At 55.7% G+C, this 18,395-nt stretch carries 16 protein-coding genes; all 16 read right to left on the reverse strand.

All coding sequences use genetic code 11. The annotated features are described in order from the left end of the window. Nucleotides 1–23: 23 nt before the first annotated feature. Nucleotides 24–1,280: a cell division protein FtsA gene (ftsA, locus tag HGBM_RS08625; RefSeq protein WP_019120693.1), complete on the reverse strand. Its 1,257-nt coding sequence runs from the start codon at nucleotides 1,278–1,280 to the stop codon at nucleotides 24–26. Nucleotides 1,281–1,435: 155 nt separating this feature from the next. Next, nucleotides 1,436–1,783 carry a small basic family protein gene (locus tag HGBM_RS08630; protein WP_019120694.1) on the reverse strand — a complete coding sequence of 116 codons (348 nt, stop codon included), beginning with the start codon at nucleotides 1,781–1,783 and terminating at the stop codon, nucleotides 1,436–1,438. Between the two features lie 4 nt (nucleotides 1,784–1,787). After that, complete coding sequence (locus HGBM_RS08635) at nucleotides 1,788–2,540, reverse strand: DUF881 domain-containing protein (protein ID WP_019120695.1); 753 nt, start codon at nucleotides 2,538–2,540, stop codon at nucleotides 1,788–1,790. Between the two features lie 21 nt (nucleotides 2,541–2,561). Further along, nucleotides 2,562–3,275, reverse strand: a complete 714-nt coding sequence (locus tag HGBM_RS08640; protein ID WP_019120696.1) for a DUF881 domain-containing protein — start codon at nucleotides 3,273–3,275, stop codon at nucleotides 2,562–2,564. Next, nucleotides 3,275–4,102 (reverse strand): cell division protein FtsQ/DivIB, encoded by an 828-nt coding sequence (locus tag HGBM_RS08645; protein ID WP_019120697.1) that lies wholly within the window; start codon nucleotides 4,100–4,102, stop codon nucleotides 3,275–3,277. Before HGBM_RS08645 ends, HGBM_RS08640 begins: the two co-directional genes overlap by 1 nt. A 94-nt stretch (nucleotides 4,103–4,196) precedes the next feature. Further along, nucleotides 4,197–5,459 (reverse strand): UDP-N-acetylglucosamine 1-carboxyvinyltransferase, encoded by a 1,263-nt coding sequence (murA, locus tag HGBM_RS08650; protein WP_019120698.1) that lies wholly within the window; start codon nucleotides 5,457–5,459, stop codon nucleotides 4,197–4,199. 15 nt (nucleotides 5,460–5,474) lie between these two features. Then, a complete protein-coding gene (gene murB, locus HGBM_RS08655; protein ID WP_019120699.1) occupies nucleotides 5,475–6,380 on the reverse strand; it encodes a UDP-N-acetylmuramate dehydrogenase in 906 nt (301 codons plus the stop codon). A 96-nt stretch (nucleotides 6,381–6,476) separates the two neighbouring features. Further along, nucleotides 6,477–7,583 (reverse strand): undecaprenyldiphospho-muramoylpentapeptide beta-N-acetylglucosaminyltransferase, encoded by a 1,107-nt coding sequence (murG, locus tag HGBM_RS08660; RefSeq protein WP_019120700.1) that lies wholly within the window; start codon nucleotides 7,581–7,583, stop codon nucleotides 6,477–6,479. A gap of 29 nt (nucleotides 7,584–7,612) precedes the next feature. Beyond that, nucleotides 7,613–8,704: a stage V sporulation protein E gene (spoVE, locus tag HGBM_RS08665; RefSeq protein ID WP_019120701.1), complete on the reverse strand. Its 1,092-nt coding sequence runs from the start codon at nucleotides 8,702–8,704 to the stop codon at nucleotides 7,613–7,615. Between the two features lie 48 nt (nucleotides 8,705–8,752). Then, nucleotides 8,753–10,123, reverse strand: a complete 1,371-nt coding sequence (murD, locus tag HGBM_RS08670; protein WP_019120702.1) for a UDP-N-acetylmuramoyl-L-alanine--D-glutamate ligase — start codon at nucleotides 10,121–10,123, stop codon at nucleotides 8,753–8,755. Nucleotide 10,124: 1 nt separating this feature from the next. Continuing rightward, entirely contained in the window at nucleotides 10,125–11,090 is a 966-nt protein-coding gene (mraY, locus tag HGBM_RS08675) for a phospho-N-acetylmuramoyl-pentapeptide-transferase (protein WP_019120703.1), read from the reverse strand. Between the two features lie 46 nt (nucleotides 11,091–11,136). Then, nucleotides 11,137–12,618, reverse strand: coding sequence for a UDP-N-acetylmuramoyl-L-alanyl-D-glutamate--2,6-diaminopimelate ligase (locus HGBM_RS08680; protein WP_019120704.1), 1,482 nt, complete (start codon nucleotides 12,616–12,618; stop codon nucleotides 11,137–11,139). Nucleotides 12,619–12,709: 91 nt separating this feature from the next. Beyond that, complete coding sequence (locus tag HGBM_RS08685; protein ID WP_019120705.1) at nucleotides 12,710–14,629, reverse strand: stage V sporulation protein D; 1,920 nt, start codon at nucleotides 14,627–14,629, stop codon at nucleotides 12,710–12,712. A gap of 75 nt (nucleotides 14,630–14,704) precedes the next feature. Next, a complete protein-coding gene (locus tag HGBM_RS08690; protein ID WP_019120706.1) occupies nucleotides 14,705–16,948 on the reverse strand; it encodes a PASTA domain-containing penicillin-binding protein in 2,244 nt (747 codons plus the stop codon). An 83-nt stretch (nucleotides 16,949–17,031) separates the two neighbouring features. After that, nucleotides 17,032–17,433, reverse strand: coding sequence for a cell division protein FtsL (gene ftsL2, locus HGBM_RS08695; RefSeq protein ID WP_019120707.1), 402 nt, complete (start codon nucleotides 17,431–17,433; stop codon nucleotides 17,032–17,034). Nucleotides 17,434–17,459: 26 nt separating this feature from the next. Further along, nucleotides 17,460–18,392 carry a 16S rRNA (cytosine(1402)-N(4))-methyltransferase RsmH gene (rsmH, locus tag HGBM_RS08700; RefSeq protein WP_019120708.1) on the reverse strand — a complete coding sequence of 311 codons (933 nt, stop codon included), beginning with the start codon at nucleotides 18,390–18,392 and terminating at the stop codon, nucleotides 17,460–17,462. Nucleotides 18,393–18,395 lie beyond the last annotated feature (3 nt).

Here is an 18,395-nt window from a genome sequence, read left to right on the forward strand (position 1 = left end):
ATTTCTGAATGGATCGTTAACCACTAAATAAACTCGCTAAACCAATTCTTTACCCGCTCCATAAAATTGCCTGAATCCTTCTGCTTGGGAGCGGCAGGCTTCGCATTTGGCTTGACGGCAGCAGGCGCGCGGCCGCTCTTTCGTTCGACAAAAGAAGTGGCGTATTGAATCAACCCCACTCCGGTCGTGTAAGCGGGATCGCGGACTCCTATGTAATTGGGGATCGCGATGCGGACAGGAGCGTCCAATTCCTCTTTGGCCAGCTCCAGCATCCCCGGCATCGAAACGGTTCCGCCTGTCAATACATACCCGCCTGCGACGTCCTCGTGGAAGCCCATGCGGTACACTTCCTCTTCGATCAGCGCAAAAATTTCCACAGCGCGCGGCTCGATGATGTTGGCCAGATCCACCTGTGTGAACTGCTTTTCCACTTCGCTGCCAATCCGGGTCACCTTGAACCGCTCTTCTTCGGATGCCTCGTCAACAAGCGCGCAGCCGTGCTTTACCTTGATCTTTTCGGCAACGTCTGTATGGGTTCTCAGCCCGAGGGCAATGTCGTTGGTGATGTGATCGCCGCCGATGCCGATGCAGGAAGTCGCGACCAGTTGTCCCTGCTCAAATACAGCGACAGTCGTGGAGCCTGCGCCGATGTCGACCAGGACCACGCCCAGGTTTTTGTCGTCTTTGGTCAAGGCGACCTGACTTGCTGCCAATGGCTGCAAAAAGATCCCGGCAACTCGCAGGTTGGCGCGCTCTACACAGCGTACAATGTTGTGTATGACCGTTTTGGAACCGGTCACAATCGTGCCTTCCATCTCCAAGCGGACGCCAATCATCCCGCGCGGGTCCTTAATGCTTCCCAGACCGTCAACGATAAACTCCTTGGGTACGACTTCGATTATTTCGCGGTCGGGCGGAAAAGCAACGACTTTTGCCGCTTGTATCACCCGCTCGATATCTTCATCCCTTATCTCCCTGTCTTCACTGGAAACAGCTACGACACCTTGAGTTTCAAACAATTCGATATGGTTGCCGGTGATCCCGACAAACACGTTTTCGATTGAAACGCCTACCATGCGCTCGGCGTGATCGACGGCTTCCCGGATGGCATGCACGGTTTGGTCGATATCAACAATAGCCCCTTTTTTGATCCCTTCGGAGTAGGCTTGTCCTACACCGATGATGTTGATCGAGCCAGTCCCGATTTCGCCGATAATGACGCGAACCTTGGACGTCCCGATGTCTAAGCTGACAATAAGTTCGTTATGGTTACTCACCAAACCAGTGACACCTCCTCCATCAAAACTTGACTATCTCTGCAACACCTGCATATTCTATTCCACACAGGACAATCATTCCCTTTTTTCTCATGATGGTTTTTCAAAAAAAAGTACAATGTACCTAGATCTCTGGAAGGATTTGTCTGGACATCCGCCTAATCGCGCTGGCTCAGCCATTTGGAGAGGATAATCCGGCGGATGACAGCCAGGTTGTTAAACAGGCGCACGCCAAAGGCGACAATCGCAGCCAGATATAAATCTATACCCAAAAACGCGCCAAGAAACGCCAGCCCGGCGGCGAGTGACGTGTTAAAAAAGAACCCGGAAATAAACACTCTCACGTTGAACATGCGCTCCAGGTAAGAGCGTATCCCTCCGAAAATCGTGTCAAGACCCGCAAGCAGGGCAATCGACAAGTAATTGCTGTACTCCTGCGGGATGCGCAAATCCAGCAAGAACCCAACTGCAACGCCGATGATCAATCCTAGTACCGGAAGCCACATTGTTTTATGAATCTCCTTTTGCTTTCACTGGTTTCATATAGTGAATCGTCTGATTCCCCGTAAAAGGCGGCAGCGTCAAGGTATCCCGTTTTTCCAAAACGACCGTCTTGTTGGCCAGCTGGAACGTTTCTTCAATGCCGCTTAATTTCAGGCCCGATACCAGCACCTCCGGGTCGCCCAGAGCGGCAATCTCGTAAGGCGGCCTGATCGTGTACGTGTTCACCTGAATGTACTGTCCGACATTGCGGATGGCGCTCGTGGCTACCAGCCGCTGACCGTTGATCGCCACAGCTTTTGCCCCGTTGACCAACAGCTCGTTGACCAGCCAGCGAAGGTCTTCGTCGATCAGCAAATCGGGGAGTGCCTCTGTCCCGGCAGGACTTCCGTCGTCCGTGCCAAGCGGTCCCGGCGGGAGCTTCATGTCCTCGATGCGCACCACCACGCCTGGGCCTTCCGCGCTTTCGAGGCCGGCGAGCTTGCGGGCGCGGGCCAGTTCTTCTTTCATGACCGAGATGCTCTCCCGCTCGTTTAAAGACGTGTCGTACTGATACAGCAGGTGCTCGAATTTGGAGATGTCGTTTAACAGGTTTTGATGCTTCTCTATTTCTTTTTGCAGGGAGATCCGAAGTTCATTCAAGCTGCGTGACTCCACCTTCTCCGGTTTGAGCGTACTCTGCAATTGAGTAGCCAGCATAACTCCAATAATAACACTAATAGCTGTCAGAATAAACGTAATTTTACGGTTTTGTCCCAGCATTCCAAACGCTTCCTTATCCCCTTATGATGAGGTATTTTGGGTTTTGACGTCGCCCACCAGGGCTGGTATTTGCAGCAGGTCTTTTTTCGCGGTTTCGATCTGGACAAACCCTTGCAGGATGTCCATGACACCGCCGGGAAGATTCAAGGCGTTCTCCAAGGTAGCGGGATCGCCGATCGCGCTGATGACAAACGGCACGGATGATTTGACGCCGTTGACGATGATCGTCGGCCCGACGCAGCGAATCGCCGAATTGCCCATGACCCGCTGGCCGTTGATGCTGATCGATTCCGCGCCGGCGGCCCGCAGTTCATTAACAACGAGGCGGACATCCTGCTCGTGTATGATGTACTTCGTCACGTCGCCGGAATTGGACGCATTGGGATTGTCCTTCATCGTCACGACAATGCCCGGTCCCTCTACCGGAACCATCCCCGCCATCATCCGAGCCGCCTCCAATTCGTTCAGAATGGCCGCCGCTTCAGACTGGTGCTCCGCCATTTTCTCCTCTTCTTCCGCAACCTGGCGCTGAAGTTTCAACAAATCTTCCTCCAGTTGGCGGGTTTGCTTCTTCTCCGCCAGGATCCTCTCGTTCAGACTGACCTCCTGCTGCCACTGCTGATCTCCTTGCCTCTCCATCGCCCGCAGCCTGGTCAATTCTATCGAACTCGCAATGAGAAAGCCTGTACAAATGGTCACAAACGTTAAATAGACGTGAAATTTACGTACCCTCATTACCTTGCGGCTCCTTTTGTTTGTCTGGCTTGGTCCGATTGGTCCGTTTGTCCTTGCTGCCGGTCCCCGGATTCCTCTGTTTCCTTTGGAGCGGGGTACTCGCTGAACCAAGTAGCCTCCAGCATATGTATCACACCTTTTTTGCCTTCGGGTATATCGCTGGCAATCGCCGGATAGTAAGCCATCCGCTCAGCCAGCTGGTAAATAACCGTTCTCACCTCGTTGCCGTCCCGCATGTACAGCGTCACCCGCTGTTTGTCGTACGGGGTCGGCGTCAGGGCGATCTCCGAGATTTCATTGCGGATCGACACCGGCAGTTTGGCCAGGGCAGCGGAGAGTTCCGGCAGGAGTTCGGGCGACGTCCAATTGCGGACGAGGGGATCGTCTATCACATTCGCTTTCATTTTGTTATCGTCTAAACGAACCCCGTTTTCAAGCAGCGGCATGAAGTCTCCTTTGGCGTCGACGAGAAACGCGACCCGTTTGTACTCGACGACGTCAAGTCTAATGACGCCGGGGAACTTGCGTGATACGGTGATCGTTTTGATTCCGGCAAGCTGCTTGACGTTTTCCTGCACGTCCTTTTGCCAAACGTTGAAAAACTGCATGCCAGGAGCGAGCCCAGAGGCAGCCGTGATTTCCTCCTTGGTGTACAGCACGTTTCCCGCAACCTCAATCACCGCCACCTTGCTGTACGAAGAGCGAAAAAACAGGACGGCCAACACGAGCAGAAAAAACAGCAGAAGCAAAAGCAGCACGCGCCGATTTCCCCTGCGCTTCGGTGCGATTCTCTTTACCTGCGGAATGCGTTCCTCATAAACCGCCATCTCTTGCCCCTCCCGTTGTACTTGCGGCAATTTGCTCTCATTCCCAAAAGCATTGAAAAGCGGCATACCTCGATATGCCGCTTTACCTTCATCATCAGCTTATACTAGTTGTACGCTGAATGTCAGCACCCAGTTGTTGGAGCTGCCACTCGAGCCGTTCGTATCCACGGTCAATGTGATGTACTTGCTCAATCGTGGTAACCCCCTCGGCGCCTAAGCCGGCTAATACGAGGGCTGCTCCTGCACGCAAGTCCGTCGCTTCCACCGCAGCACCGTACAATTTATTGACGCCACGAATGAATGCAGTACCCAAATCTACATAGATAGAAGCACCCATTCGCGTTAATTCATTGACGTGTTTGAATCTTCCTTCAAAAATGGTCTCCTTGATCATGCTTATTCCTCTGGCCTGCGCCAGAAAAACCATCATTTGGGCTTGTAGGTCGGTTGGAAAGCCGGGGAACGGTTGAGTAATGATCCGATCGATTGCACGCGGCCTGGTAGTGCTTTTAACTTCCATTATATCATGGTAGGTTTTGATTTCAACACCACAGTTGCGGGCAATCTCGATTAATGCTGTCAAGTGTTCCGGCATGGTATTGGTCAGCTGAATATGGCCCTGCGCCACGCCAACCGCAAGCACGTGAGTGCCGGTGACAATCCGGTCGGGAATGATGCGATAGCTGACCGTCCGCAGGCGGGGAACACCCACGATCTCGATCGTATCCGAGCCGGCCCCGCGTACCCTCGCCCCCATCGCATTGAGGAAGCTTTGCAAATCGACAATCTCCGGCTCGCGGGCTGCGTTGCAAATCCGGGTCGTGCCCTTGGCCAAAACGGCAGCCATCATGAGATTTTCTGTTGCCCCTACACTGGGGAAAGAGAGAAAGATGTTGTTTCCACGAAGCTGTTTTGTACGAAAAGTGGTATACCCATCAACCTCTTCAATTTTCGCGCCAAGCGCTGTTAACCCGGAAAGGTGTAGATCAATCCGCCGCTCCCCGATGACGCAGCCACCGGGGCGGGAAATGGTCACTTCACCAAACCGCGAAAGGAGTGGCCCCATCAAGAAAATCGAAGAGCGCATCAACCCCATCAGATCATCCGGAACATGCGTGACAGAAATGGAAGTCGTATCCACACTGACACATCCGTCTACATGGCTGGCTTTCGCACCGAGGGCTGTCAATATTTGTAACATTACATCAATATCTTTTAAATGCGGGACGTCGTAGATGTGAAATTGCCCCTCCCCAAGTACAGTGGCTGCCAGTATGGGAAGGGCCGCATTTTTAGCACCTTGAATGCGAAGCGATCCGGACAGAGGTCTTCCACCTTCGATAGTAAAAGTTTCCAAACTTTCACCTCCGTGTTACCCCTCGCCCACCACCAGTACTTCCGGATGCAAGTCGATGCCATCTCTCTCTTTAATCGTTTTTCTGACATGCTCCATCAGGGTGAGGACGTCGGTAGCCAAGGCACCCCCACGATTGACGATGAAATTGGCGTGAATCTCCGAGATTTGTGCTCTTCCGTAACTGAATCCCTTCAGGCCTGCCGCTTCGATCAACCGACCGGCGTGATCTCCGGGGGGATTGCGAAATACACTTCCTGCGCAGGGCATCGTCAAAGGCTGTGTCTGACGGCGGCGATTCTTGTAGGAAGCCAAAGTAGCGGCTATCTTTTTGCGATCACCTGTACGCAGTTGGAATACCGCCTCGAGCACGACGCCTTTCTTTGCCTGCAACAGCGACGTGCGATAACTAAACTCCATTTCCTCGTTAGTCAACACCTTCGTTTCGCCGTCTTCAAAGAGGACTTCGGCTTCTTTAAGAATACGTGAAAGATCTGATCCATGGGCCCCTGCATTCATGTACACGGCTCCGCCAACCGTACCTGGAATCCCGCCGGCAAACTCCAATCCTGTCAACCCCATTTTGCCCGTCTCAACCGTCAAGCGAACCATGGAATATCCGGCACCAACACGCACCTCTTCACCCTTAAACTCACAGTGACTTAAGCCCTCAGTCACTTTGAACACGACTCCGCGAATCCCTCCATCCCTCACTAGAAGGTTGGAGCCGCGTCCAATTACACTCCACGGGAGGCCGTGACGATTGACAATCTGTACTGCTGCAATGATGGACGCTTTGTCTTTCGGCTGGATTAACAAGTCTGCCGGACCGCCGATTCGCCAAGTCGTATGGTTGGCAAGAGGTTCATTGACTAACACTTTACCAACATCGGCTCGTATCAACTCTTCTGCAATCTCTTTCATCTTCGAACCTCCTGACACAAATGCTAGGTAGGAACCTGAGTCTTATCACGTGTTTGCTTCATACTATGCGGCCGCCTACAACGGCGTGACAGACGCCTAGCGGCCGGGAGCGCACAGGTTTCTGAGCAGGCGGCTGATGTCGCGGGCGGCGTCCGGCTTCCCGAGCGAGAGCGAGCTTGCGTGCATCGTCTGCCAGCGCTCATCGCTTAGCAAAATGGCGGCCAGCGCCTGCTCCAGCGTCTTCCCTGAAAGTTCACTCTCCAGGAGGACAGCAGCTGCACCCGATCGTTCCAGACCCCGGGCATTCTTCTCCTGATGGTTGTTTGTCACATACGGAGATGGTATCAAAATGGCGGGGATGCCGAGCGCTGTCAATTCGGCCAGCGTCGATGCACCTGCACGTCCAACGATCACATGGGTTGCCGCCAAGACATCCGGCATGTTGTGTATAAACGGCAGCACTGACACATTGCCAGGCAGCTCCCCTCTTTCCCTTACAGCCGCGGAAATACGGTCATAATGGACCTCTCCGGTAACGTATACAAAATGATAACCAGTATATGTCGACAGGACGGGGATAAGTTCTAGGGTAGCATCATTAATAGCTTTCGCCCCCCGGCTTCCGCCGACGATCAGGACAATGCGCTTCCCATCCGGCACTCCGAGAGATTTCCGGCCCGCCTGCGGGTTGCCGTGAAGCACTTCAGTCGCGCAAGGATTGCCCGTAAAGACGGCCTTTTCCCGCGGAAAAGAGTCCAGCGAGTCCGCAAACGAGACGGCTACCTTGTCCGAAAAACGGGCCAAAAAGCTGTTCGTCAAACCGGGAACGGCATTTTGCTCGTGAATCAGCGTCGGAATGCCGAGGCGGGCTGCCGCATAGACGACCGGCCCGCAGACGTAGCCGCCTGTTCCAACCACGACATCGGGCTTCCACTCGCGCAGGATCTCTTTGGACCGCCCCACCGCGCGAACGAATTTCCACGCTGTCCGCAGGTTTTCCCACGTCAGCTTCCGCTTGAGCCCGGCGATGTCGATCGCTTCAAACGGGATGCCCTGCCTCGGCACCAGTTTGGCTTCGAGGCCGGTGCCCGAACCGATATACAAAAAGCTAGCCTGCGGTTCCTGACGCAAAATTTCTTTTGCTACCGCAAGCGCTGGATAAATGTGTCCGCCTGTACCTCCACCGGTCAGGACGACGCGCATATTCATCACCTATTTTCCAAACTTCCGAATTAGCGAGAGAAGCGCGAGATGTTGAGCAGCACCCCCATCCCAGTCAGCACCAACGTCAGGGACGACCCCCCGTAGCTGAGAAACGGCAGCGTGATTCCGGTTACCGGGAACATGCCGGTCACGACCCCGACGTTGATGATCACTTGTACGGCGATGGTGCCGATAATTCCCAGCGCCAAAAGGTTGCCGAACAGATCAGGGGCGGTGATCGCTACCCGCATGCCGCGCCACAACAAGAGCAGGAAGAGCAGGAGGACGAAGGTCCCTCCGATAAACCCCAACTCTTCGGCAATAATCGAAAAGATAAAGTCGTTATACGGTTCCGGCAGGTAGGCAAACTTCTGCCGGCTTTGGCCCAAGCCGAGTCCGAAGAGTCCGCCGGGACCGATCGCGTAGAGCGATTGGATGATCTGATAGCCGGCGCCGCGCGGATCGCTCCACGGGTCGATGAAGGCGGTAATCCGGTCCATGCGGTAAGGAGCGGAGATAACCAGCCCGGCGAATCCGACCAACCCGAGGAAGGCAAAAAAGAGGTAGTGGCTGATCCGCGCACCGGCGGCAAAAATCATCAGGATCGCAGCCCCCATCAAAACCGTTCCGGTCCCCAGGTCGGGCTGCAGCATGATCAGGCCAAAGCAGACCACCGGGATGGCCAGGGCGGGCATCAACCCTTTGCGAAACAGCACGATCTCCTTCTGACGGTCAGAGAGCCACCTGGCGAGAAAGGCGACCACGCCAAATTTGGCAAACTCCCCCGGCTGAATGCCGAACGAACCGATGCCAAGCCAGCTTTTGGAGCCGTTCACCTCGATCCCGACCAGCAAAACCACCACCAAGAGCCCGATGCTGGCCATGTACCCGACCTTCGCCCATTTCTTCCAGACCCAGTAATCGATGTTCATCATGATGTACATCGCAGTAATCCCGAGCAGGGCGAAGATTATCTGACGCTTGACAAAATAGTAAGGGTCGTGCAAGATGTTCTCCGCGAAAACCGCACTGGCGCTGTATACCATCACGATGCCGATTCCGAGCAGGCAGAGCGTTGCAAAGAGAATTACGAAGTCAGGAGCAGTACGTACCTTCGTCATTGCAAGCCATCCTTTCTTGCACCGCCCCGACTTGGCGAAGGGACGGACTTATAGGCTTGTTTTCAGTCTATGCACGCTATTTTTAAACATGCTCCCCCGCACTTCAAATGACGGGAACATATCCCAACTTGCACAGGCAGGACTAAGCAGTACGACGTCGCCTTCCTGTGCCAGTCCGGCAGCGGCGCTGACGGCCTCATCCACAGTATCGACGCGAACGGACTGGCTGATTCCTGCTTCCCCGGCCCGCGCAAGCAAAATATCCGCCGTCTGGCCGTACGTGACGATCGCCTTTACATGCTTCCTTAGAACGGGCACCAGTTCGCGAAAGTCGATCCCCCGGTCCAATCCCCCGGCGATCAGCACAACCGGCTGCCTAAAGACGCCGATCGATCGGCTGCAGGCTTCCGGGTTGGTCGCTTTGGAATCATTGTAATACTTCACACCGGCAATTTCATCGACGTATTCCAGACGATGCTCCACTCCTTGAAAGCGGGACAACACCCTGGCGATTGCCGCATCGTCTGCACCTGCCAGCTTGCTGATCGCGATCGCCGCAAGCGCATTTTCCAAATTATGAACACCTGGCAGGGCAACATCGGCTGCTGCCATAATCTCCGTCGGCTCGCCGCCCGCTTCCTTGAACAAGATTCGCCCGTTCTGGACGAATGCGCCTGCCGACACCGGCTGCGTTCGGCTGAAATAGTAGATCCTGGCTGGCAGGTGAAGTCCGAATTCCCTTACCTCTGCCTGATCGTAGGAGAGAACCGCGCAGTCTTCCGCTGTTTGATTGGCGAACAGCTTCGCTTTGCTGGCCCGGTAATCCTGCACCGTATGGTGGTAGTCGAGATGCGCCTGATACAAGTTCAGCAGGGCGCCGATTCGCGGTCGAAACGAGATCGTCCCCTTCAGCTGAAAGCTGCTTAACTCCGCTACCAGCCATTGGTCGGCTGTGACGGCTTCCGCCAATTCGCAGAGCACGGTTCCGATATTGCCGCCGACTTTGGCGTCGATCCCGGCCTCTGCCAGCATCAGACCGACGAGGGTAGTCGTCGTCGTCTTCCCGTTGGAACCGGTAATGCCGATCAGCGGCGCTTTGGACAATTGGTACGCCAGCTCTACCTCAGTCATCACTGGGATCCCCAGTTCCAACGCTCTGGCGACCGGTTTTGCTTCGTAGGGGATGCCCGGATTTTTGACGACGAGGTCAACACCCGCATCGATCAGATCCTCCGGATGTCCGTCCGTAATGACGCGAATGCCGAGCGCTTCCAGTTCCTCTGCCCCGATTGCTTGTTCGCGCGGTTTTTGGTCGTTCACCACGACCTTAGCACCAAAGCGGTGAAGCAGTTTTGCAACTGCCACACCGCTTTTGGCCAGGCCCAAAACGACTGCGCGTTTGTCTCGATAATATTCCATGTCAGCGAACCACCTCTAAGTAAACACCTAATCCGGCGAATACCATCGCAACCAGCCAAAAGGTCACGACAACACGCCACTCGGACCAGCCGGTCAGCTCGAAGTGATGGTGCAGCGGACTCATGCGAAAAATCCGCTTGCCTCTCGTCTTGAACGAAACGACCTGCAGAATGACAGAGAGCGTCTCCACCACGAATACTCCACCGATCACCGCCAAAAGCAGTTCCGTCTTGGTCATGATGGCGACACCTGCCAACGCTCCGCCCAGTGCCAAGGATCCGGTATCGCCCATGAACACGCGGGCCGGATGGGCGTTGAAGACGAGAAATCCGAGTACTGCCCCCACGATTGCGGCGCTGAAAATGGCAGTGTCCGCTTTGCCCAGCATCCAGGCGATGATCGCATAGGCTCCGAAGGCGATCGCTCCGGTTCCAGCCAAGAGTCCGTCCAGGCCGTCCGTGATGTTGACAGCGTTTGTCGTGCCGACAAACAGAAAGACGAGAAAGGGAAAATACAGCCATCCCAGGTGAATGTCCCAGGGGGTGCCCGGCACGTGCAGGCTGGTATCGTGCCCCATCGTGATCAGCAATGCGTAGGCGAGGATCGCCAGCAGAATTTGGGCGAGAAATTTTTGTTTCGCCGTCAGGCCGAGATTCCGCTTTTTGTTAATCTTGATAAAATCATCTAAAAAGCCAATGAGTCCATACCCCAAGGTAACGAGCATCAGAAAGAAGATCTCCATCGACAGATTGGCAAATTTGAGCACTGTAAAGATCAGAGCAAGCATAATGATCGTACCGCCCATCGTCGGCGTTCCCGCTTTTTTTTGATGGGACTTGGGTCCCTCTACGCGGATGCTTTGGCCGAATTTCATCCGGCGCAGCACCGGAATAAACAGCGGGCCCACCAGGACGGCGATCAGAGATGCAGCGATTATCGTAATGATAAGTACGTTGTCAAAGAGCATGCCATAACCTCCTTTCTTGATGTGTTCGCCCGTTCAACACCACCCGTCACTTTTTTGGATGCAGCGCAGCGATTGCTTCGCGAGCTGCTTCCCGATCGTCAAACGGCAGCACCTGACCCTTGATAATCTGGTAAGTCTCGTGGCCTTTGCCGGCGATTAAAATCACATCGTCGGCGCCAGCCCGGCCGACAGCGTAAGCGATCGCTTCCCTTCGGTCCGGCAGGCTGAGGTAGCGGCTGGCAGGCACACTCGCAAGACCCGCAACCATGTCGGCGATGATTGCTTCCGGATCTTCCGAGCGCGGGTTATCTGAAGTTAAGACGGTAAGATCAGCGTATTTTGTTGCAATTTGCGCCATAATCGGGCGCTTGCCCCTGTCCCGGTCGCCGCCGCACCCGACGACGCAAAAAACCCTTCCCCGGGCGAATTCCTTGATCGTGGTCAAGGCGTTTTCCAAACTGTCCGGTGTATGGGAGTAATCCACCAAAACCGTGAAATCCTGGCCGGCCTTGACCGCTTCGAAGCGGCCGCTGACTCCTTCAACGGCCTCGAGCGCCTCCTTGATATCGGCGAGCGAAATCCCTTCCACCAGGGCTGCCGTCAACGCCGCCAGGGCATTGTAGACGTTGAACTTGCCCATCAAGCGCAGGCAAAGCTTTACGTCTCCGGCGAAGGTGCGCGCGGTGAAGGAAACCCCGCCGCTCGTCAGCTTGATCTCTTCCGCCCGCACGTCAGCGGGCTGATCAATCCCGTATGTAAGCACGCGTGCCGCGGTGGCCCGGGCAAACTGTGCAGAGACCGGATCGTCCGCGTTCAGCACGGCAGTCTTTGGCGAATCGTGACGATAGCGATTGCCGAGCTGGGCAAACAACAGCGATTTGGCCGCAGCGTACTTCTCCATCGTCTGGTGGTAGTCGAGGTGGTCCTGCGTCAAATTGGTGAAGACAGCCGTGTGGAAGTCAACCCCCCAGACCCGCCCCATATCGAGCGCGTGGGAAGAGACCTCCATAATCGCGTATTCCGTATGCGCATCCAGCATGCGCCGGAAGCTTTTTTGCAGGAACAGTGCATCGGGTGTCGTGTTTTTCAGCTCTTCACTGACGTCTCCGATCCGCATATGTATCGTGCCGATCAGACCTGTGCGTTTTTGCCTGTGACGCAAAATGTGATCCAACAAGTGAGTCGTCGTCGTTTTTCCATTTGTGCCCGTTACCCCGATCACTTTCAAGGCTGCAGTGGGCGACCCGTAAAACTTGTCGGCGATCATGGCTGCAGCCCGGCGGGTATCGGGAACAACCGCCACGGTTCCGTCGAGGTTTAATTCTCTTTCCGCCAGGACCGCAGCGGCTCCCTGCTGCATGGCCTGCTGTGCAAACGCATGCCCGTCTACCGTAAACCCCGACAGACAGACAAACAAATCTCCCGGACGTACCTCGCGAGAATCAGCCGTTATGCCCGTAATCGCGACCTGATCGTCGCCCGATATCCGAACTGGCAACAGCGGTGCAAGTAAATTCCTCAGTTGCATGACAGAGGCACCCCATTTTCCAACTAGTATAGACAAAAGCCTGGCGGTTTCAAAACCGGAATGACTTCCTCTACGAAATTTCATTTTATAGCTAATTGGATGTTTTGTCACCAAGGTAGATACGAATTTTTGAACCTTCTTGGACTTTTTCTCCCGCGGCAGGAGATTGCTTGACGATGTAGGAGCCCTCACCCGCCACGTCGAGCGGCAGCGTGTAATAGGAGCCGGCGACTTCATCGATCTTCATGCCCAAAAGGTTCGGCACCTCTACGTATTGGCTGTCTCCGTACCTGTACTCGCGTTCGATCTGCCCTTCGCGTTTGGGCACCTTCATGTACTGCAAGGCGGATTCCAGTATGTTTCGCACCAACGGAGCCGTGACCGTGCTGGCAAACGCTGCTGTCTTCGGGTTGTCGACAGCGACGTAGACGAGGATTTTCGGATCGTCGGCCGGGGCAAATCCGATGAAGGAGACGATGAACTCGCTCGCCGAGTAGCCGCCGCCTTTCGCCTTCTGCGCCGTACCGGTCTTGCCGCCGACCCGGTAGCCTTCGATAAAGGCGTTGCGCCCTGTCCCTTTGGCGACGACGCTCTCTAATGCGTAGCGCACCTTTGCCGAGGTCTCCGGCGTGATCACCTGCCTGACTTCGACCGGCTCCGTGCGGCCGACGACACTGTGCGTAACGCCGTCGCGCCACTCCTTGGCAATGTACGGCTTCAGCAGTTTGCCGCCGTTGATCGCCGCGGCGACTGCCGCCATTTGCTGGATCGGCGTCACGGAAACGCCCTGGCCGAAAGAGGTCGTCCCCAGTTCGACCGGGCCGACGCGATTTAGCTTAAACATGACACCGTTTTCTTCGCCGTTTAAATCGATGCCGGTCTTGTGGCCGAACCCAAATTTGTCGATGTAGCTAAACAGCCGTTCCTTGCCCAGCCGCTGGCCCATGGTGACAAACCCGGGGTTGCAGGAGTTTTCGACGACTTCCAGCATCGTCTCCTGGCCGTGCCCCTGCCGCTTCCAGCAGCGCAGCCTGGCGCCGGCGACCATGATGTACCCTGGGTCGTAAAAACCTTCATCCAAACTGACGACTCCTTCGTTGAGCGCGGCGGCAAGGGTCACGATCTTAAAAGTGGACCCGGGCTCAAACGTTTTCCAGATCGGCAGGTTGCGGTTGTAGATTTCCTGCGGCACGTCCTTGTAGGAGGACGGGTCATAGGTGGGACGGCTGGCCATTCCCAGAATCTCGCCGGTATTCGGGTCCATCGCGATCGCCAGCGCGTCATCGGCCAGGAAGGTGACCATCGCCTGGTCCAGCTCCCGCTCCAGAAAGCGCTGAATGTTGCTGTCGATCGTCAGGTACATGTCCATTCCGTTAATCGGCGGTACGTAGGTATCCGATTCGCCCGGCATCAAGCGGCCTCTCGCGTCCGAGGGAAACGACACGTGGCCGTCCGTCCCTTTTAAAAACTGATCATAGATGCGTTCCAAGCCGGTCAGACCCTGATTATCAATTCCGGTAAAGCCCAAGACATGGGAGGCAAACGCGCCTTCCGGATAAAAGCGCTTGGAGTCCTCCGCCACCTGAATCCCCGGCAGGGCCAGCTTCTGGATCTCCCGGGCCTTCTCTTCGGAAATCTTTCGACCGCCGGGCACACGCCGGATCAATGCCCGCTTGGTGATTTCCTGATAAATTTTATCTTCGTTTTCTCCGAGGATGACGGCCAATTGCTTCGCTGTAGACTTGGGATCTTTAATCTGAGCCGGGATGGCCCATACGGAAGGAACGCTGATGTTCGTGACCAGCACATTTCCGTTTCTGTCCAATATTTTCCCTCTCTGGGCAATAAAGGGGATGTTTCGCCCCCACAATTTTCCCGCTTCATCCTGAAGCCACTGCCCCTGGGCCAGTTGGACGTAGCCAAGCCGTGTAATCAAGGAAGCATACAATACGGTTCCGATGATGAGAGCGATGAAGATGCGGCGTCGTACGGTTACATTGGATACCCGCACAGCACAGCCCCCCTTACGAACAAGAATAGGTTTGTCTCTACCTACCCTATTCGCAGGGGGGTGGGGTTAGAACTGCTATGGCGAGGAGGCGGCGGCAAGCGTTACGCGGAGGGTTTCGCCCTCCTTGATCACCGTCCCCGGCGCGATGCTCTGCTCTTTGACAAAACCGCTGCCCGTCGGACTGACGTCAAGCTTTAACATCGAGGCGTACTCCATCACTTCCCGCAGCGACTTGCCGGTAAAATCGGGCATTTTCACGCCTTCCACCTTGTCGGTGAGCAGCAAGATGGTACTGTTTTGCGGGGCTGTCTCATCTGCTGCCGGATACTGCTGGACGACCTTCGTTCCCGAGCCGATCAGCTCGCTCTGAAACCCGGCCTGTTTGGCCCGGGTGACAGCTGCGTTGGCCGACATCTCTGTCAGCTTGGGCACCGCCCGTTCGATGAGCGCAGACGCTTTTGTCGTTTTCTTGAGACTTGCCGCCTCTACGGTACCAAGGTCCGGCACCTCTTTCAGGTATTTGAGGCTTTTTTCCATAACCGATTTAAAGATCGGGGCAACGATCTCTGAGCCCCAAGTCGTTGAGGGAAGGTCAGTCTCCGGATCGTTGACGACGACGTAGACCAGCAGCCGGGGATCGTCCTTCGGAGCGAAGCCGATGAACGAGACGACGTAGCGGCCCGGAACGATCTTTCCGGTTTTCGCGTCGTAGATCTGAGCCGTCCCCGTCTTCCCGGCGACGTGGTAGCCGTCAATGTTAAAGGCTTGGCCGGTACCGTGTTCGCCGGTGACGACTGTCTCGAGGATATCCCGCGTCTGTTTCGCCGTGGCCTCGGAGACGACCCGGCGCACGACCTCCTTGTCGTACTTCTTGGTCACCTCGCCCGTATGAGGGTCGCGCAGCTCCTTGACGATGTGCGGCTTCAGCAGTTCGCCGCCGTTGGCTATCGCGCCGACCGCCGCCACCTGCTGGATCGCCGTCACCGCCACCCCTTGTCCGAAGGTGGTGACCGCCACGTCCCGCTGGGAGCGCGGATGCTTCAAATCAAACATGATCCCCTCTGCCTCTTTGGGCAGGTCAATCCCGGTCTTCTTGCCGATCCCGAACAGGTCAAAGTACTTGGCCAAGAGATCGGCCTTCAACCGCTCGTAGCCGAGGATGACGAAGGCTACGTTGCTGGAGCGCTGCACGCCCTCAAGGAAGCTGATGTTCCCCCAGCCGTTCCCCCAGTTGTGGTCGCGGATCGGTTCCCCGGGCAATTTGGTGTAGGTACCAGACTTGTAGGATTCTCCCGGATTGAACTTGCCTTCCTGAATCGCCGCCGCCAGGGTGATGATCTTGAACGTCGAACCCGGCTCAAACACGCTGCTGATCGCCTGGTTGCGATAGTCGGTGATGCTCCAATACTCGTTCGGATTAAAACCGGGGCGGCTGGCCATCGCCAGAATGTCGCCGTTATTGGGGTCGGCAACGATGACCGTCATGCTCTTGGGCGTAAACTTCTGCTGCGTTTCGTCAAGCGCCGCTTCGACGTAGTCTTGTATCTGCTGATCAATCGTCAGTACGACGTTCTGCCCGTCTTTGGCCGGCTTGAACTTCTGTTCGCCATCCGGCAGCTGATAGCCGGCGCCGTCCGTCAGCACCTGCAGCTCTCCCGGTTCGCCGGACAGCTCCTTGTCGTACTGCTTCTCGATGCCCATGTGCGCCTCGTCCCGGCCTTCCCCGTAGCTGATGTAGCCGAGCACGTGGGCGGCAAAGCTGTTCTTGGGATAGTACCGCCGCGTCGTCGACTGCAGCACCACGCCGGGCAGTTGATTTGTCTTCTCCTTCTTGCCGCCCTCGACCGGATACATCAAGGCGTCAATCTGCTTTTTCTGATCCTCGGTCAGCTTCTTCCCGACCATCCCCAGCTCGATGCTGCCCGGCTTTTTTACGGCGGCCATTTTTTGCAGCAGCAAGTCCGGCTGTACCCCGAGGATCGGCGCCAATTTTTGGGCCGTCATGTAGGGATCTTTGACGTAGTTGTCCCGCATCCATTCGGGCACCTCTTCTTCTTTACTGTCTGCCGGTTTTATCTGCAGGGATAAATTGTACGCCTTCTCCTCGTAAGCCAGCACCTGGCCGTTGCGGTCCAGAATCGAACCGCGTTTCGGCTGGAGGATCTTCTGCAGCTCCCACTGGTCTTTTGCCCGTTCCAAATTCTCCCGGGCATCCACCGCCTGCAGCCACCAGAGTCGGGTAATCAGACCGCCAAACGTCAAGATAAAACTGAGTCCCATCAACAGGCTCCGCCATTTTATCCGCTGTTTCGTCCCCATGCCTGTTTCACCTCAAAAGCGATTTTTTCTTTCCGTCTGGTGAAAAAAGAAAAGTTACCCTGTATGCCGTCAGAGTAACGCAACTAATCTGCTTTGCCCGCCTTCGCCTGCTGTGGTGACTTGCCGCCTTCGACGACACGGACGGAATCCGGAGAAACGACCAGTCCCATCTCCGCCGCTTCCTGTCTGATTCTGTCACCCGTATTCATTTGTTCGATTTTCAAGCGAAGCTCGGCATTGTCTTCCTGTATGGAAGTAATGGCCCGTTTCACACTCTGAATCTGATAGTTGTACTCTGAAATTTGTACGTAGCGGACTCCGATAAAACCCACTCCGGCAACCATCACACAGATAAAAAACAGGTACAAGAGCTTTTCTTTCGCCGGTATCCCCGGCTTTACCGTGATTCTGCGCTTCTTTCGCACTGACGGGCTGTCTGGGTGTTCCACTTCGACCGCGAGATTCCCCCGATAGTAGTAACGCAAAGAAATCCCCCTCTCTGACTGAAGTTCTACAGCTTCTCTGCAATACGCAATTTGGCTGATCGCGCCCGCGGATTTTGCTGCAGCTCCGCTTCGCTCGGCAAGATCGGCTTCCGCGTGACGATGCGGACAATAGGCTGGTTGCCGCAGACGCACTGCGGAAAGTCGGGCGGACATGTGCAGCCCTTGGCATAATCCTGAAACGTCTGTTTGCAGATGCGGTCTTCCAACGAATGAAACGTGATGACGCTGATCCGCCCGCCCGGGTTCAGCAGGAGAATGGCGTCGTTGATCGCTTCCTGAAACGCGCCCAGTTCGTCATTGACGGCGATGCGGATCGCTTGAAACGTCCGCTTCGCAGGATGCGGTCCGCTCCTGCGGGCCGGCGCGGGAATCGCCTGCTTGATCAACTCTACCAGCTGACCCGTCGTCTCGATTGGCGCCTCCTCCCGCTGCACGACGATTTGCCGGGCAATCCGCCGGGAAAATTTTTCTTCTCCGTACTCCCAAATCACTTTGGCAATTTCCGCCTCATCCCACTCGTTGACGATCTCATAGGCGGACAGCGGCGCGCTCCGGTCCATCCGCATATCCAGCGGCGCATCGGCGTTGTAGCTGAAGCCCCGGTCTCCCACATCCAGCTGCGGCGAGGAGACACCGAGGTCAAACAGGACGCCGTCAACACCGGACAGGCCCTGGCTGTGTATGACTTCTTTCAAATGGCGAAAGTTGCTTTTGACGAGCGTGACGCGCTCCTTGCAGCTGCTTAGTTTCACTGCCGCGTTCTCCAGAGCGGCATCGTCCTGGTCGATGGCGATCAGCCGACCCTGGCCGCGCAGCTGGGCGGCGATCAAGCTACTGTGTCCTGCTCCGCCGAGCGTGCAGTCTACGTACACGCCTTCCGGGCGAATGTCAAGCCCTGCAACGGCTTCCTCTTTTAAGACGGTAATATGATGAAACAATCC

Origin of the sequence: Brevibacillus massiliensis, assembly GCF_000311785.1 — a bacterium.
Classification (GTDB): Bacteria; Bacillota; Bacilli; order Brevibacillales; family Brevibacillaceae; genus Brevibacillus_C; species Brevibacillus_C massiliensis.

Coding starts and splice junctions, on each gene's coding strand:
- mraY (WP_019120703.1), bottom strand. CDS start 11,090: ATGCTCTTTGACAACGTACTTATCATTACGATAATCGCTGCATCTCTG.
- HGBM_RS08630 (WP_019120694.1), bottom strand. CDS start 1,783: ATGTGGCTTCCGGTACTAGGATTGATCATCGGCGTTGCAGTTGGGTTC.
- HGBM_RS08640 (WP_019120696.1), bottom strand. CDS start 3,275: ATGAGGGTACGTAAATTTCACGTCTATTTAACGTTTGTGACCATTTGT.
- HGBM_RS08680 (WP_019120704.1), bottom strand. CDS start 12,618: ATGCAACTGAGGAATTTACTTGCACCGCTGTTGCCAGTTCGGATATCG.
- HGBM_RS08690 (WP_019120706.1), bottom strand. CDS start 16,948: ATGGGGACGAAACAGCGGATAAAATGGCGGAGCCTGTTGATGGGACTC.
- HGBM_RS08635 (WP_019120695.1), bottom strand. CDS start 2,540: ATGCTGGGACAAAACCGTAAAATTACGTTTATTCTGACAGCTATTAGT.
- murD (WP_019120702.1), bottom strand. CDS start 10,123: ATGGAATATTATCGAGACAAACGCGCAGTCGTTTTGGGCCTGGCCAAA.
- HGBM_RS08645 (WP_019120697.1), bottom strand. CDS start 4,102: ATGGCGGTTTATGAGGAACGCATTCCGCAGGTAAAGAGAATCGCACCG.
- murG (WP_019120700.1), bottom strand. CDS start 7,583: ATGCGCGTCGTCCTGACCGGTGGAGGTACAGGCGGACACATTTATCCA.
- spoVE (WP_019120701.1), bottom strand. CDS start 8,704: ATGACGAAGGTACGTACTGCTCCTGACTTCGTAATTCTCTTTGCAACG.
- murB (WP_019120699.1), bottom strand. CDS start 6,380: ATGAAAGAGATTGCAGAAGAGTTGATACGAGCCGATGTTGGTAAAGTG.